Genomic DNA, 13,775 nt, shown 5'->3' with positions numbered 1-13,775 from the left:
AACATCATGGGATTGATGCACCTTGCAGCAACTGTTATAATGAAGTGATTGACACTAGGCTGTTTCTGGGGGTAAGGAATGACTGACATTCGGGAAAGACAACGTAAAATTCGTAACTTTTCAATTATTGCACATATAGATCACGGTAAATCAACACTTGCGGACCGGATCTTGGAGTACACAGGTGCGCTGACTTCACGCGAAATGCAGGAGCAAGTGCTGGATCAGATGGATCTGGAGCGTGAACGTGGAATTACAATCAAGCTGCAGGCAGTTGCTTTGAATTACAAGGCGGACGACGGTGAGGAATACCTGCTGAATCTCATTGACACACCAGGACACGTAGACTTTACGTACGAGGTATCACGCAGTCTTGCCGCTTGTGAAGGAGCACTGCTCGTTGTGGATGCGGCACAAGGCATTGAAGCCCAGACGCTGGCTAACGTATATCTTGCACTGGATAACAATCTGGAGATTCTGCCGGTCATCAACAAAATTGACTTGCCAAGTGCTGACCCGGAGCGGGTGAAGCAGGAAGTTGAGGATGTTATCGGTCTGGATACAAGCAACGCTGTGCTCGCATCTGCCAAGGCGGGTATCGGTATCAAAGAAATTCTGGAGCAGGTGGTACAAAGTGTACCCGCACCAGTAGGTGACCCGGACCAGCCGTTAAAAGCACTGATCTTTGACTCGCACTACGACCCTTACAAAGGGGTTATCGTGTACGTACGTGTTATTGATGGCAAAATTAAAGCAGGCTCCAAAATTAAAATGATGGCGACAAACAAAACGTTTGAGGTCATTGAGGTTGGTGCGTTCAAGCCACGTATGACGATTGTGGACGAGCTGAACGTGGGTGACGTAGGATTCATCGTTGCGGGTATCCGTCACGTCGGCGATACACAAGTCGGGGATACGGTTACTGACGCGAAAAATCCAACCCTTGAACCACTGCCTGGATATCGTAAAATTAATCCAATGGTATACTGTGGTCTGTATCCGATTGAAACATCGGACTATGTGGATCTGCGCGAAGCATTGGAAAAGCTGCAGCTGAACGATGCATCGCTCAGCTTTGAGCCTGAGACATCCAGCGCACTAGGCTTTGGATTCCGTTGCGGATTCCTTGGACTGTTGCATATGGACGTTATTCAGGAGCGGATTGAGCGTGAGTTTAACATTCCGCTTATCACAACGGCTCCAAGCGTAATTTACCACGTAACGCTAACTAACGGCGAGCAGATTCAGATTGATAACCCATCCAACTATCCAGAGGTAGGCCGGATTGATTACGTTGAAGAGCCTTATGTGAAGGCATCAATTATCGTACCGAATGATTATGTGGGAACGATTATGGAGCTGTGCCAGAATAAACGTGGCGAATTTATCAATATGGAATATATGGACACAACACGGGTTACGATTTCATATGAGATCCCGTTGTCCGAGATTGTATATGACTTCTTCGACCAGTTGAAATCAAGCACCAAGGGTTATGCCTCCTTCGACTACGAGCTGTCCGGTTATCGCCAGTCCAATCTGGTGAAAATGGATATTTTGCTTAACAGCGAGCAGGTGGATGCCTTGTCCTTTATCGTTCACAGAGACCGCGCATACAATCGTGGCCGTATCATCTGTGAAAAGCTGCGCGAGCTGATTCCGCGGCAAATGTTTGAAGTGCCGATTCAGGCATCCGTGGGCACCAAGGTTGTTGCTCGTGAAACGGTTAAAGCGATGCGTAAAAACGTACTTGCCAAGTGTTACGGCGGTGACATCTCGCGGAAACGGAAGCTGCTGGAGAAGCAGAAGGAAGGTAAGAAGCGGATGAAGCAGGTTGGTAACGTAGAGGTGCCGCAAGAGGCATTTATGGCGGTGCTGAAAATTGATGATTAATAATGCATTTTTAGGTACAACACAGACTGTGTGTATTTAAAAAATGCATTCTAATAATCTAATTTCGGGTACAACACAGGGTGTGCGTATCGAAACTGAATTATAGGTATGCAAGATAAGTTAAACTATTCTTTTACACATTAACGGAGAGGACAGAAAAAAACTGGAAAAGCGAAGCGGTGCCTTTATCACCGGATTTTCCCCTTTGTAAAGGGAATCAAAAAAATCTGGAGATAACAGCGATTGGAAGGTTATTCTGTCATCGGAGTGGATTGTGTAAATTCTATGGTTCATCTTATATAGACTAAAATTTAGCTGAAAGGGAAGCCAAATGGCTTCCTTTTTTCAAATAGAGGGGGACTTGCCGTGACACTCGCAGCACACAACCAGAAAACAGGTGCGCCCCAAGCGGTGTACCTTCACATTCCATTTTGTACGAATAAATGCTTCTACTGTGACTTTAACTCTTACGTTCTGAAGGATCAGCCTGTAATGCAATATTTGGAGGCACTGGAACGGGAGATGGAGCATACCGTCAAGGCACATCCACCTGGTGAGATAAAAACAATATTTGTGGGCGGCGGTACGCCAACGGCATTGAAGCCGGATGAGATGGCGTATTTTCTACGCTCGGTCAAAACCTATTTTCCGAATTGGGCAGAGGACATTGAATTTTCCATGGAGGCCAACCCGGGAACGACGGATGCCGAGAAGCTGGCAGCCATGAAAGAGGGCGGCGTGAACCGTGTCAGCTTTGGCGTGCAGGCTTTTCAGAACGAGCTGCTGACAGGCATTGGCCGCATTCACAATACGGATGACGTCTATCGCAGTCTGGAGAACGCACGCAAGGCAGGACTGGATAACCTGTCGATTGATCTGATGTTTGGGTTACCTAACCAGACGGTAGACATGTTGAACGAAAGCATTGACAAGGCACTTGAGCTGGATCTGAAGCATTATTCAATTTATAGCCTGAAGGTAGAGGAGAATACACTTTTCCATACCCTTTATCAAAAAAATCAACTTCCTCTTCCGCATGAGGATGATGAACTGCAGATGTATCTTCTATTGATGAAGCGTATGAAGGAAGCGGGCTATGAGCAATATGAGATCAGCAACTTTGCTAAGCCGGGGTTCGAAAGCCGTCATAATATTACCTACTGGCGCAACGAGGATTACTATGGACTCGGTGCGGGTGCACATGGGTATGTTGGCCGTGAACGCCATATGAATATCAAGGGCATTAACCCTTATGTTGAAGCATCACGGGCAGGATTGCCACGATTGGATCACTTCGAAATCGGACGTGCGGAAGCGATGGAGGACTACCTGATGGTGGGATTACGTATGCTGGAAGGCGCTTCGGCATCCCGATTCCACGATCAATTCGGGGAGTCGATGGAGCACATCTTTGCGAAGCCGCTGGGTAAAATGTTGCATGCGGGCCTGCTTGAGCGGACAGCAGACGGCTTCAAACTGAGTGAACAGGGTATTTTGTTCGGTAATGACGTTTTTGCCGAGTTTATCGGCTCGATATCGCTAAATTCGTAGCTTGAAATTCTATACGCTCTGTTGTATATTTATTCATATTGTTTTACAGGGCGTGTCAATTAACAACTACGAAGCTGGCTTTCCTCGGAAAGCGTCGTTATAGGAGGAGAGCTGGATGTCGGTTATATGCAGGAAGGCTGTACCGGAAGATGTTGAACCACTGTTTGAGATGATTAAAGGATATGCAGAGCGTGGGATCATGCTTCCGCGTTCACGGGAAGTACTGCATCGACAGCTGGAGCATTTTATCGTCGCTGAAGTGGATGGAGCAGTGGTGGGCTGCGGCTCGTTGTGCCGTCTAGGCAGTGATCTGGTAGAGGTCAGATCACTCGGAATCTCGGAAGGGTACAAAGGGCTGGGGATTGGCTCACGCTTGCTCGATCGGCTTGTTGAAGAAGCGGAACGACAACAGATTCCGAAGGTGATGGCCCTCACCTATGAAGTTTCCTTTTTTCTGAAAAACGGCTTTGCTGTTGTGGAAAAAGAAATTTTTCCTGAAAAGGTGTGGACAGACTGCGTTCATTGCAGCAAGCAGAACTGCTGTGATGAAATTGCTGTATTAAAGGAGCTGCATGTGTCAGCTTAGGCTGTTATGCTTATAAATAGAGAGATCACAAGACCAGGAAACCTGCCGGTTTCCATGGGATTGTGGTCTTTTTTTTGGCCTTTTATTTTTCATACACTTTTCACACACTTATCCCACTGTTCTCACACAACCTCTTGTTAAGATGAACTTACATAAGCGATCCGCAGTAAAACTTCTCAGACGAACAACGATTGAAGCAGGAGCTTCAGCCGTGCTGGGCAGGAGGATGCAGATGGCTCAAACTTAAGAATGAGGTGACCGATTATGAAAAAATGGACAAAAAATGTAGCAGCTATGGTAACAGCGTTGAGTGTACTTGGTGGAGCAGGCAGTGCATTTGCAGCAACACCTGTTGTGAATTCCGTAAAACCGGCTGAGACGAAAAAGGTAACATCAGCAGCGAAATCGACCACCACGACACCGGTGAAATCGAGTACAACTCCGGCATCCAAAACCTCTGCTGCATCATCGAAAACGACAGGAGCTAAAGCAGCGGCGACAACTACAGCTAAATCAACAAGCAAGACGCCTGCTAAAACGGCAACAAAATCCGAGACTAAAACAACAGCAACGAAATCTGCTTCAAAAACAACTAAAAAAGTGAATCACAAAGTAAAAGCGACAGCACATAAAGCGAAAAAAGCTGCTCATAAAGGAAAAACAACTCATAAAGCGAAAAAGGTTGCTCACAAAACCAACGCTGTAACACATAAAACAAAAGCAAGCACACACCAAGCGAAACAAACAGCTCATAAAGCGAAACAGGCTGCACACAAAGCTTCCGCTACAGCTAAAGCTACGGCACATAAAGCAAAACAAACTGCGCACAAAGCGAAAAAAGCTGCACACAAAATTGCAGCCCACAAAGCGGTAGCCAAAAAAGCATCGACAGTCAAAGCAACAACGGCTAAAAAACCAGTAGCGAAAACAACTGCAACAAAAGCGCCAGCAGCTAAAACTACAGCGCATAAAGCTACTGCTGCGACAACACATAAAGCAGCATCTGCTACAGCACACAAAGCTGCAGCGTCTGCAACGAAAGCACCGGCAAAAACTACAGTGACAAACAAAAACGATACAGTGAAATCAAGCACATCCCATAAATAATTGTCTGCACTCTGATGTGTAGTGGCTGTACATGCCCATCTGAAAATGAATACTACCGTGACATATGAAAGGCAGCGGCAAACAGACGGAGTTCTCTTAGGGGATCTCCGTCTTTTCTCATAGAATGGCGCAGTTTCATCAATATATCTACTCTTATCATAGAAGTTTTGAAATGCTGCCGTGTACTCTGTTACATTAGTAGAGAGATATTGAACAAAAAACATATCAGAAACGACATATTCATGATTGAGGTGGAAGACCTATGCCGCGTATTTTTGTAGTGGATGATGATCCATTTATTTTACAGCTTATCACGGGTTACTTGAAAAAAGAGCAATATGAAGTGAATTCGTTCCCGCACGGCGGAGAGCTGATTGGCGAAGTCCGTTCGAAAAAGCCGGATTGCCTTATTCTTGACATTATGATGCCGGGGGTGGATGGGCTTACACTTCTGACTGAACTGCGAACGTTTACCGAGATTCCGATTATTATGGTGTCCGCAAGAGGGGAAGAAATTGACCGCCTGAATGGTTTGGAGCTGGGCTGTAACGATTTTCTGAGTAAACCCTTCAATCCGCGTGAGCTGGTTGCCAGAGTAAAAAGTATGCTTCGTCTGATTAACAGTAGCCGCTTATCGGCGGCCGGGAATGAAGCAAGGGAAGCGGAGCAGGATTTACCCAAGGAAGGTGCTTATTTCAGCGTAGGCAATGTGCAGATATCTGAAGCATTCAGGCGTGTGGACGTTCGAGGACAGGAAATTGGATTAACAGGCAGAGAATACGAACTTCTGTTATTTCTCTCGCAGCATCTGGATCGTCCCTTCAGCCGTGAGCAACTGATTCAGCAGGTATGGAATTATGACTTTTATGGGGAAGTACGCGTCGTGGATGATCTGGTGAAACGTCTTCGTAAAAAGCTGTTACAGGTACAAGCGACATTGTCGATTGATACGGTGTGGGGATTCGGCTATAAAGCGGCTGTGCATGTGCGATGAAGACCATACGCAGCAAAATGCTGCTTGCCCTGTTTGCAAGTATGCTGGTTACCGTGGCGTTTACGGTCGTATTTTTTATCCACCTCTTTGATGATATTTTACTTAATCAGGTCAAACAGCAGTTGGAGGGTCAAACGAAGAAAGCTGTCAAAGTCATTCGGGTAGATGATCTGGAGGATCTGGATAACGACAGCTTCCGTTTCTTTATCAAGGACATTCTATTTTATGCCGACTATTTTGTGATCGACGGGAATGATACTATCGTCGCTTCCAGCAGTGCAGGTCGTGTGGGCATGAAGCTGGAGGGGTTTCCGGGAACACACGAGGGTTACATGATTTTGAATGGGAAAAAGGTGCTGTATAGCGAAGCGGAGCTTCCTCATAAACAATTTCGTGTAATCTTGTATTCTCCGCTCTCGTCACTCAGAGCGATGTATATTCCGTTATTCCGCACAACGCTGCTTTCGATTGCTGCAAGCTTTGTTGTCATCCTGCTCATTGGATTATTTGCAGTTTGGCGCACGGTACAGCCGTTAAACCGGCTGAAGGAGGCTGTTAGCAAATATGAACCGAACATGCCGGATAAGGAACAGTTTCTGCAGGCCGATCATACGGAGATCGGGGAACTGATTCATACGTTTCAATTGATGAGCAGCAGACTTGATGATCACCATCGTCACCAGCTGGAGTTTTTGCAAAATGTATCTCATGAATTGAAAACTCCACTCATGTCCATTCAAGGTTATGTCTATGCGATTCAGGATCAGGTCGTCTCCAACGATCAGGGACTTGAGATTATTGCTGCCCAGTCCCAGCGACTTATTGATATGGTGGGAAAACTGATTCAGCTCTCAAGATTGGAAACAGTAGATGAGGAATGGCCTACGGCTGTCATTGATTTGAAGAGCATGGCGGAGGAGGCGGTATATCTCTTAATGCCAACCGCGCTACAGCGTGGAGTTCAGTTGTCTGCAGTGGCTGATTCATTCATGGTGGAGACAGCGGGGGAGCAGCTGTTTCAGGTGCTGTTGAATTTGCTGCAAAATGCAGTGCGTCATTCTCAAACTCAAGTCAGCTTGACATTGGAACTGTCTTCGTCTGATGATGCGGACTGGGTTTTTCATATTGATGATGACGGCCCAGGGCTGAATGAGCATGATCGTCAGCATATTTTTCGCCGTTTCTATACCGGGAACAATGGTGTGACCGGGCTTGGTCTTGCCATCAGTAAACAGTTGGCGGCGCGATTACATGCAGAGCTGGTATATAGCGATTCGCCCTTGGGCGGGGCACGCTTTAGCCTCAGACATTATCCGGCGGAGAAAGAGATACAGTATCCAGGCTAATAATATGCGTTATAAGCGCATGTTATTGGCCTATACTAGAAATAGGCGCCCACATTCAGTAAACTCACTTGACAATGATCATGTCAGTTTGGTATTTTTGTATTACCGATTAGCACTCGTCGAACTGGAGTGCTAACGACATGGGACAGTACAGTCAGAAGGAGGGAATACTCACCATGTTAACAGAGCGTCAACGAATGATTCTGAACGCTATAGTGGATGACTATATCCGTTCAGCTGAGCCCGTAGGGTCCCGAAGCATTTCCAAGCGAGGGGATGTTGGATACAGTCCGGCAACAATTCGGAATGAAATGGCCGATCTTGAAGAGATGGGTTTTCTGGAACAGCCGCATACATCAGCTGGACGCATTCCGTCGCACAAAGGTTATCGCTACTATGTCGATCATCTGGTTCCATGGAATCAGGTGGAGCCGCAGGAGCTAGATGATCTGAAGTCATTCTTTGCAGAAAAACTGAATGTTATGGAGCAGGTTATTCAGCATGCTTCCAACATTTTGTCTCATATGACCAATTATACCTCGATTTTACTTGGGCCTGAAGTGTTCCATACGTCGTTGCGCCACTTTCAGCTACTTCCGCTGAATGAAAATGAGGCTGTAGCGATTATTGTGACCAACACGGGTCAGGTAGAGAACAAGACGGTCCAGATTCCTCATGAGATTTCAGTTGCTGACATGGAGAATGTCGTTCGTCTGTTAAACAGTAAATTGGTAGGTGTACCGATCTACAAGCTTAAATCACGACTTTATACCGAGCTTGGTCAGGAAATGGAACGTCATATCACACGTTACGAGGAAGTGATGCAGGTCCTCAACAGTGCGTTTGATAATGAGCATGACAATCGCTTGTTCCTCAGTGGAGCTACCAACATGCTGACACAACCGGAGTTCAAAGATGTGGAAAAGGTAAAAGACATTCTGGATTTGTTAGATGAGACGCCTACATTAATGAAATTAATGATGCCAGTGCCTGGCGGGCAGGGAATTCAGGTGCGAATCGGTACTGAGAATGACCATGAAGCCTTTGCGAACTGCAGCTTGATTACAGCTTCCTATTCATTGGATGGTGAGGCGCTCGGTTCCATTGGAATTCTGGGACCAACTCGTATGGATTATGCGCGAGTCATCCACATTATAAATACATTATCACGCGATTTGACGACCATGCTGACAACCCGTTTTAAATAAGAAACGGGTACGGCAATGCGTTCTCAATGCATTTATATAAGGAGGTGAACATCTTGAAAGAAGAGCAATCATTCACAGAAGAACAAGAGGTAACAGCCGCTGAGCAGGAGCCAGTCAATGAGGCTGCAGCTGCAGAAGCGCAGGCTGAGGAGATAAACACTCAGGAGTCATCTGAACTGGAACGTTTGAAAGCGGAGGCCGAGGAAACACAGCAACGCTTTGTACGTGCACAGGCTGATTTTGATAACTTCCGCCGTCGTACACAGAAGGAAAAAGAGGAGCTTGCCAAATATGCTTCAATGAAGCTGATTACCGAACTGGTGCCAGTAATGGACAATTTCGAGCGTGCTATGGCTACAGTGCCGGAAGGTTCCGAGACTGAATCGTTTGCCAAAGGATTTCAAATGATTCTGCGTCAACTGGAAACGGTGCTTGCAAGCGAAGGACTCGCTGCGATGGAGACGGTTGGACAACCGTTTAACCCTGAATTCCACCAAGCAATTATGCAAGTGGAGAGCGATGAGCATGAAGAGGGCGTCGTTGTGGAAGAGGTTCAAAAAGGCTACATGCTGAAGGATAAAGTGCTTCGTCCGGCTATGGTTAAGGTGAGCTCTTGATCCTTTGATGGATCGTATGATTATGAGTGAGCAAAGGCTGAACTAAGAGACGAAGTTTAATATACATGTTTTATACACATAGAGCAGATAACTTACTACCACAATAAGGCTATTGAACAGCCTGTTGATTTCAAAATGTTGAGGGAGGAAATTTTCCGATGAGCAAAGTAATCGGTATTGACTTAGGAACAACCAACTCGTGCGTAGCCGTTATGGAAGGCGGCGAGGCTGTTGTTATTCCAAACCCGGAGGGTGCACGTACGACTCCTTCCGTTGTAGGGTTCAAAAAAGACGGCGAGCGTGTCGTTGGTGAAACAGCGAAACGTCAAGCAATTACAAACCCTGATCGTACCATCATCTCCATTAAACGTCATATGGGTACTTCCCACAAAGAAACGATTGATAGCAAAGATTATTCTCCACAAGAAATCTCTGCAATCATCCTGCAAAAGCTGAAAGCTGATGCAGAAGCATATTTGGGCCAAACGGTAACTCAAGCCGTTATTACCGTTCCGGCTTACTTCAATGACAGTCAGCGTCAAGCGACTAAAGATGCAGGTAAAATCGCAGGTTTGGAAGTTCTTCGTATCGTCAACGAGCCAACAGCAGCGGCTTTGGCATACGGCATGGAGAAATCCGAAGACCAAACGATTCTCGTATATGACCTGGGTGGCGGTACGTTTGACGTATCCATCCTTGAACTGGGTGATGGTTTCTTCGAGGTTAAAGCGACTAGCGGTGACAACCAACTGGGCGGTGACGACTTCGACCAAGTGATCATTGATTATCTGGTGAATGAATTCAAAAAAGATCAAGGTATTGATCTGAGCAAAGATAAAGCAGCGGTACAACGTTTGAAAGATGCAGCGGAAAAAGCGAAAAAAGAACTTTCCGGTGTATTGACTACAACGATTTCCTTGCCGTTCATTACAGTTGCAGATGGCGTTCCTCAGCACTTGGAGCTTAACCTGAGCCGTGCGAAATTCGAAGAGCTCTCCGCAGGTCTGGTTGAGCGCACGCTTGAGCCTACACGCCGCGCACTGAGCGATGCTGGAATGACTCCGAACGATATCGACAAGATCGTATTGGTTGGTGGTTCCACACGTATTCCGGCTGTACAGGAAGCCATCAAAAAGCTGACAGGTAAAGAGCCGCACAAAGGCGTTAACCCGGATGAAGTCGTTGCATTGGGTGCAGCTGTACAAGCGGGCGTACTGACAGGTGACGTTAAGGACGTTGTATTGCTCGACGTAACTCCACTGTCCCTGGGTATCGAAACTGCAGGCGGTGTCTTCACTAAAATGATCGAGCGTAACACAACGATCCCTACAAGTAAATCTCAAGTGTTCTCCACTTATGCAGACAATCAGCCTAGCGTTGAGATTCACGTCCTGCAAGGTGAGCGCGAGATGGCAGCGGGCAATAAAACGCTTGGCCGCTTTATGCTGGGAGACATCCCTCCAGCGCCACGCGGCGTTCCGCAAATCGAAGTTAGCTTCGACATCGACGCCAACGGTATCGTTAACGTATCTGCTACAGATAAAGGCACAAACAAAACACAAAAAATCACGATCACTTCTTCCAGCGGTCTGAGCGATGAAGAAGTTGAACAAATGATGAAAGACGCTGAGCTTCACGCAGAGGAAGACAAAAAACGTAAAGAGCTTGTTGAAGCGAAAAACAGCGCAGACCAGTTGATCTACTCTGTAGATAAAACGATCAAGGATCTTGGTGAAAAAGCAGATGCAGGTGAAGTAGAGAAAGCCAATGCAGCTAAAGAAAAATTGCAGGGCGTACTTGCCTCCGACAACTTGGAAGATATCAAAGCAGCTACCGAGGAATTGACAGAGATCGTTCAGCAATTGTCTGTTAAGCTGTATGAGCAAGCTCAAGCTGATGCACAAGCGGCTCAAGGGGCTGAAGAGCAACCACAAGGTTCTGCAAAACGTGACAACGTCGTAGACGCTGATTACGAAGTTGTGGATGAAGATAAAAAACAAAACTAATTCGCGCTTGCTGCGAGTTAAACATCGGTGACGTTCGGATTAAAGGGAAAGTCATAGCCGGGGCTCCCGTGCTTTGACTTTCCTTTTGTCACGATGTGCGATAAGGTGAATGTTATGGGGGTGGAAGAGTGGCTGAAAAACGTGATTATTATGAGGTGCTCGGCGTTAGCAAAAATGCAAGCGACGAGGAAATCAAAAAGGCTTACCGCAAGCTGGCCCGTCAGTATCACCCTGACGTAAACAAGGCCGCCGATGCGGAAGCCAAATTTAAAGAAGTAAAAGAAGCTTACGATGTCGTAAGTGACAGCCAGAAACGTGCTCAGTACGACCAATACGGTCATATCGACCCGAATCAGGGTGGATTTGGCGGTGGAGACTTTGGTGGCGGCGGCTTTGGCGACATCTTCGATATGTTCTTTGGTGGTGGCGGTGGTCGTCGTGATCCGAACGCTCCACAGCGCGGGAATGACCTGCAATACACCATGACGATTGAGTTCAAGGAAGCTGTATTTGGCAAGGAGACTGATATCACAATTCCGCGTACGGAGGGCTGCGATACCTGTCATGGTTCAGGAGCGAAGCCTGGAACGAAGCCGGAAACATGCTCCGTCTGCCACGGTAGCGGTCAACAGGAAGTGGTTCAAAATACGCCGTTTGGCCGTATGGTGAACCGTCGTGCTTGTTCCAACTGTAGCGGTACAGGACAAATTATCAAGGAAAAATGTACAACATGCAGTGGTAGCGGCAAGGTTCGCAAGCAGCGCAAAATTCATGTCCGTATTCCAGCGGGTGTGGACGATGGTGCGCAGCTCCGTATGACAGGTGAGGGCGAGGGTGGTGTACGCGGCGGCCCTGCAGGCGACTTGTATATCGTTATTCGTGTGAAGTCCCATGACTTCTTTGAACGCGAAGGCGATGACATTTATTGCGAAGTGCCGTTGACATTTGCACAAGCAGCATTGGGAGACGAGATTGAAATCCCGACACTTACAGAAAAAGTGAAGCTGAAAATTCCTGCGGGAACGCAAACCGGAACCTATTTCCGTCTCAAAGGCAAGGGTGTGCCACGCCTGCGCGGCATGGGACAAGGGGACCAGCATGTGAAAGTGGTAGTCGTTACACCAAGCAAGCTGAGTGATGAGCAGAAGGATCTGCTTCGTCAAATTGCTGCTTTGGATGGCGAACAGACGCATGAGCATGAGCAATCTTTCTTTGATCGGGTAAAACGTGCCTTCCGCGGCGACTGATCATATAGAAGCTTATGATGAAGGGCACCTCCGTTAAGGAGGTGTCTTTTTTGCTGTGCTTTTACAAAGAACTATTGCAGAAAAATTCAAAGTGCACTCTTTCGGTATATTCTGGACTCTGTTGCGGAAGGATAACTTTGCGGGAACGATTGGTTAAGGGAAACACGATTGCGTGATGCGAAACGGAAGGGAGCAGGTGGCAAATGACGGAGAAAAATATTTTGGCATATTTCCACAGCCCGGAACAGGCAGAAGGTGCGGCCAAAAAGCTGGAGGCGTTACGAGTGGAAGATTTAGCGATCAATCGTTTCAGTCGTTATGCGGGTGTCGGCCCAAGTGGAGCCTCCTACAAACCGGGTATCTCCGGCAGCTACTCCTCCTGGGTGCCGGATACGTTGAATACACATGCGAGTTCAGGCATTATGGCTGCTGCAGACCCTGCTGCAAGCGGCATGAGTGATGGCGGGCAAGGGGGTCCAACCGGAAGAGACGTTTTATTGACAGTGGTTGTGGATGAATCGGTACACCACCGTGCAATGTCCATTATTGAGCAAGCGGGTGGAATGATCTAGTAAAAAGGAGGAATATAAATCATGGCTGAACATGAGCGTCCAGGCAAAATATTGACCAAAACCGAAAAAATGAAACGCATGCAATCTGCAAAAAATGAAGATGTGGAGTTCAGCGCAGAAGCGGCTGACCACGAGGATTTGGAAGCACTTCGCCGCAGCGAGGCGGCGGATCGCCGTCAGGGACGGGAATTAAATGACTGAGACTCGCTCGGCGGTCACACTTGAAGCGGTCTTCACAAGCTGGACGGAAGCAGAGTCTGCACGAAGAGCTCTGGAGCTGCTTCATCCTAATCAGCTGCGGATTGAGAGTATTCGCAGAGATGCAGCTCAATCCGGGTCTGATGCAGTGCCAGAAGATGACCACTCACCTACGGCTGTCATTGGCGGGTTTAGCGGTGAATTGAACGTACTTGCTCTCATCAGCGATGAAACCGAGGTGCTGTCGGGAGGTCAGGTATATGATTCTTCGACAAAGGATGCATCTGGAGGGCTGAAGCAGGGCATTCTGTTGACAGTTTCTGTCTCTCAGGAATCTTTGCCTCAGGCTGCAGAAATGATTACACAGAACGGCGGACAGTTCTGTTAATGGTTCGAAAAGAAGCCGCAGGCATGTAAAATAGGACAGGATATTCAAGCAGTCTGACTGCG

13 protein-coding genes are annotated in these 13,775 nt (G+C 47.2%); all 13 read left to right on the top strand.

Annotated elements, in window-relative coordinates; translation table 11 throughout:
- The first annotated feature begins 78 nt into the window (after positions 1-78).
- The 13 genes from lepA (at position 79) to DFQ00_RS18725 (ending at position 13,713) form a co-directional block, all read left to right on the top strand.
- Positions 79-1,893, top strand: a complete 1,815-nt coding sequence (lepA, locus tag DFQ00_RS18785; protein ID WP_110898019.1) for a translation elongation factor 4 — start codon at positions 79-81, stop codon at positions 1,891-1,893.
- Between the two features lie 366 nt (positions 1,894-2,259).
- Positions 2,260-3,444 (top strand): radical SAM family heme chaperone HemW, encoded by a 1,185-nt coding sequence (gene hemW, locus DFQ00_RS18780; RefSeq protein ID WP_110898018.1) that lies wholly within the window; start codon positions 2,260-2,262, stop codon positions 3,442-3,444.
- A gap of 115 nt (positions 3,445-3,559) precedes the next feature.
- Positions 3,560-4,030, top strand: a complete 471-nt coding sequence (locus DFQ00_RS18775; protein ID WP_110898017.1) for an N-acetyltransferase — start codon at positions 3,560-3,562, stop codon at positions 4,028-4,030.
- Positions 4,031-4,384: 354 nt separating this feature from the next.
- Positions 4,385-5,137, top strand: a complete 753-nt coding sequence (locus tag DFQ00_RS18770) for a hypothetical protein (RefSeq protein WP_146236192.1) — start codon at positions 4,385-4,387, stop codon at positions 5,135-5,137.
- 262 nt (positions 5,138-5,399) lie between these two features.
- Entirely contained in the window at positions 5,400-6,131 is a 732-nt protein-coding gene (locus DFQ00_RS18765) for a response regulator transcription factor (protein WP_110898015.1), read from the top strand.
- Complete coding sequence (locus DFQ00_RS18760; protein WP_110898014.1) at positions 6,128-7,477, top strand: sensor histidine kinase; 1,350 nt, start codon at positions 6,128-6,130, stop codon at positions 7,475-7,477. The genes DFQ00_RS18765 and DFQ00_RS18760 overlap by 4 nt, the downstream gene beginning before the upstream one ends.
- A 176-nt stretch (positions 7,478-7,653) precedes the next feature.
- On the top strand, positions 7,654-8,685 hold the full coding sequence (gene hrcA / locus DFQ00_RS18755; RefSeq protein ID WP_110898013.1) for a heat-inducible transcriptional repressor HrcA: 1,032 nt from the start codon (positions 7,654-7,656) through the stop codon (positions 8,683-8,685).
- A gap of 53 nt (positions 8,686-8,738) precedes the next feature.
- Positions 8,739-9,302 carry a nucleotide exchange factor GrpE gene (gene grpE, locus DFQ00_RS18750; protein WP_425271043.1) on the top strand — a complete coding sequence of 188 codons (564 nt, stop codon included), beginning with the start codon at positions 8,739-8,741 and terminating at the stop codon, positions 9,300-9,302.
- 158 nt (positions 9,303-9,460) lie between these two features.
- A complete protein-coding gene (dnaK, locus tag DFQ00_RS18745; protein WP_110898011.1) occupies positions 9,461-11,308 on the top strand; it encodes a molecular chaperone DnaK in 1,848 nt (615 codons plus the stop codon).
- Positions 11,309-11,436: 128 nt separating this feature from the next.
- Positions 11,437-12,555: a molecular chaperone DnaJ gene (gene dnaJ / locus DFQ00_RS18740; protein ID WP_110898010.1), complete on the top strand. Its 1,119-nt coding sequence runs from the start codon at positions 11,437-11,439 to the stop codon at positions 12,553-12,555.
- Between the two features lie 203 nt (positions 12,556-12,758).
- Positions 12,759-13,127 (top strand): hypothetical protein, encoded by a 369-nt coding sequence (locus DFQ00_RS18735; RefSeq protein WP_110898009.1) that lies wholly within the window; start codon positions 12,759-12,761, stop codon positions 13,125-13,127.
- A 21-nt stretch (positions 13,128-13,148) separates the two neighbouring features.
- Positions 13,149-13,328: a YfhD family protein gene (locus tag DFQ00_RS18730; RefSeq protein ID WP_110898008.1), complete on the top strand. Its 180-nt coding sequence runs from the start codon at positions 13,149-13,151 to the stop codon at positions 13,326-13,328.
- Positions 13,321-13,713 (top strand): hypothetical protein, encoded by a 393-nt coding sequence (locus tag DFQ00_RS18725; RefSeq protein WP_110898007.1) that lies wholly within the window; start codon positions 13,321-13,323, stop codon positions 13,711-13,713. Before DFQ00_RS18730 ends, DFQ00_RS18725 begins: the two co-directional genes overlap by 8 nt.
- Positions 13,714-13,775: the final 62 nt, after the last annotated feature.

The organism is Paenibacillus barcinonensis (assembly GCF_003217495.1).
Classification (GTDB): domain Bacteria; phylum Bacillota; class Bacilli; order Paenibacillales; family Paenibacillaceae; genus Paenibacillus; species Paenibacillus barcinonensis.
Note: the sequence above shows the minus strand (reverse complement) of the source record. Positions and strands in the feature narration are given on the sequence as shown.

Coding starts and splice junctions, on each gene's coding strand:
- DFQ00_RS18765 (WP_110898015.1), top strand. CDS start 5,400: ATGCCGCGTATTTTTGTAGTGGATGATGATCCATTTATTTTACAGCTT.
- DFQ00_RS18730 (WP_110898008.1), top strand. CDS start 13,149: ATGGCTGAACATGAGCGTCCAGGCAAAATATTGACCAAAACCGAAAAA.
- DFQ00_RS18735 (WP_110898009.1), top strand. CDS start 12,759: ATGACGGAGAAAAATATTTTGGCATATTTCCACAGCCCGGAACAGGCA.
- lepA (WP_110898019.1), top strand. CDS start 79: ATGACTGACATTCGGGAAAGACAACGTAAAATTCGTAACTTTTCAATT.
- hrcA (WP_110898013.1), top strand. CDS start 7,654: ATGTTAACAGAGCGTCAACGAATGATTCTGAACGCTATAGTGGATGAC.
- DFQ00_RS18775 (WP_110898017.1), top strand. CDS start 3,560: ATGTCGGTTATATGCAGGAAGGCTGTACCGGAAGATGTTGAACCACTG.
- DFQ00_RS18760 (WP_110898014.1), top strand. CDS start 6,128: ATGAAGACCATACGCAGCAAAATGCTGCTTGCCCTGTTTGCAAGTATG.
- dnaK (WP_110898011.1), top strand. CDS start 9,461: ATGAGCAAAGTAATCGGTATTGACTTAGGAACAACCAACTCGTGCGTA.
- DFQ00_RS18725 (WP_110898007.1), top strand. CDS start 13,321: ATGACTGAGACTCGCTCGGCGGTCACACTTGAAGCGGTCTTCACAAGC.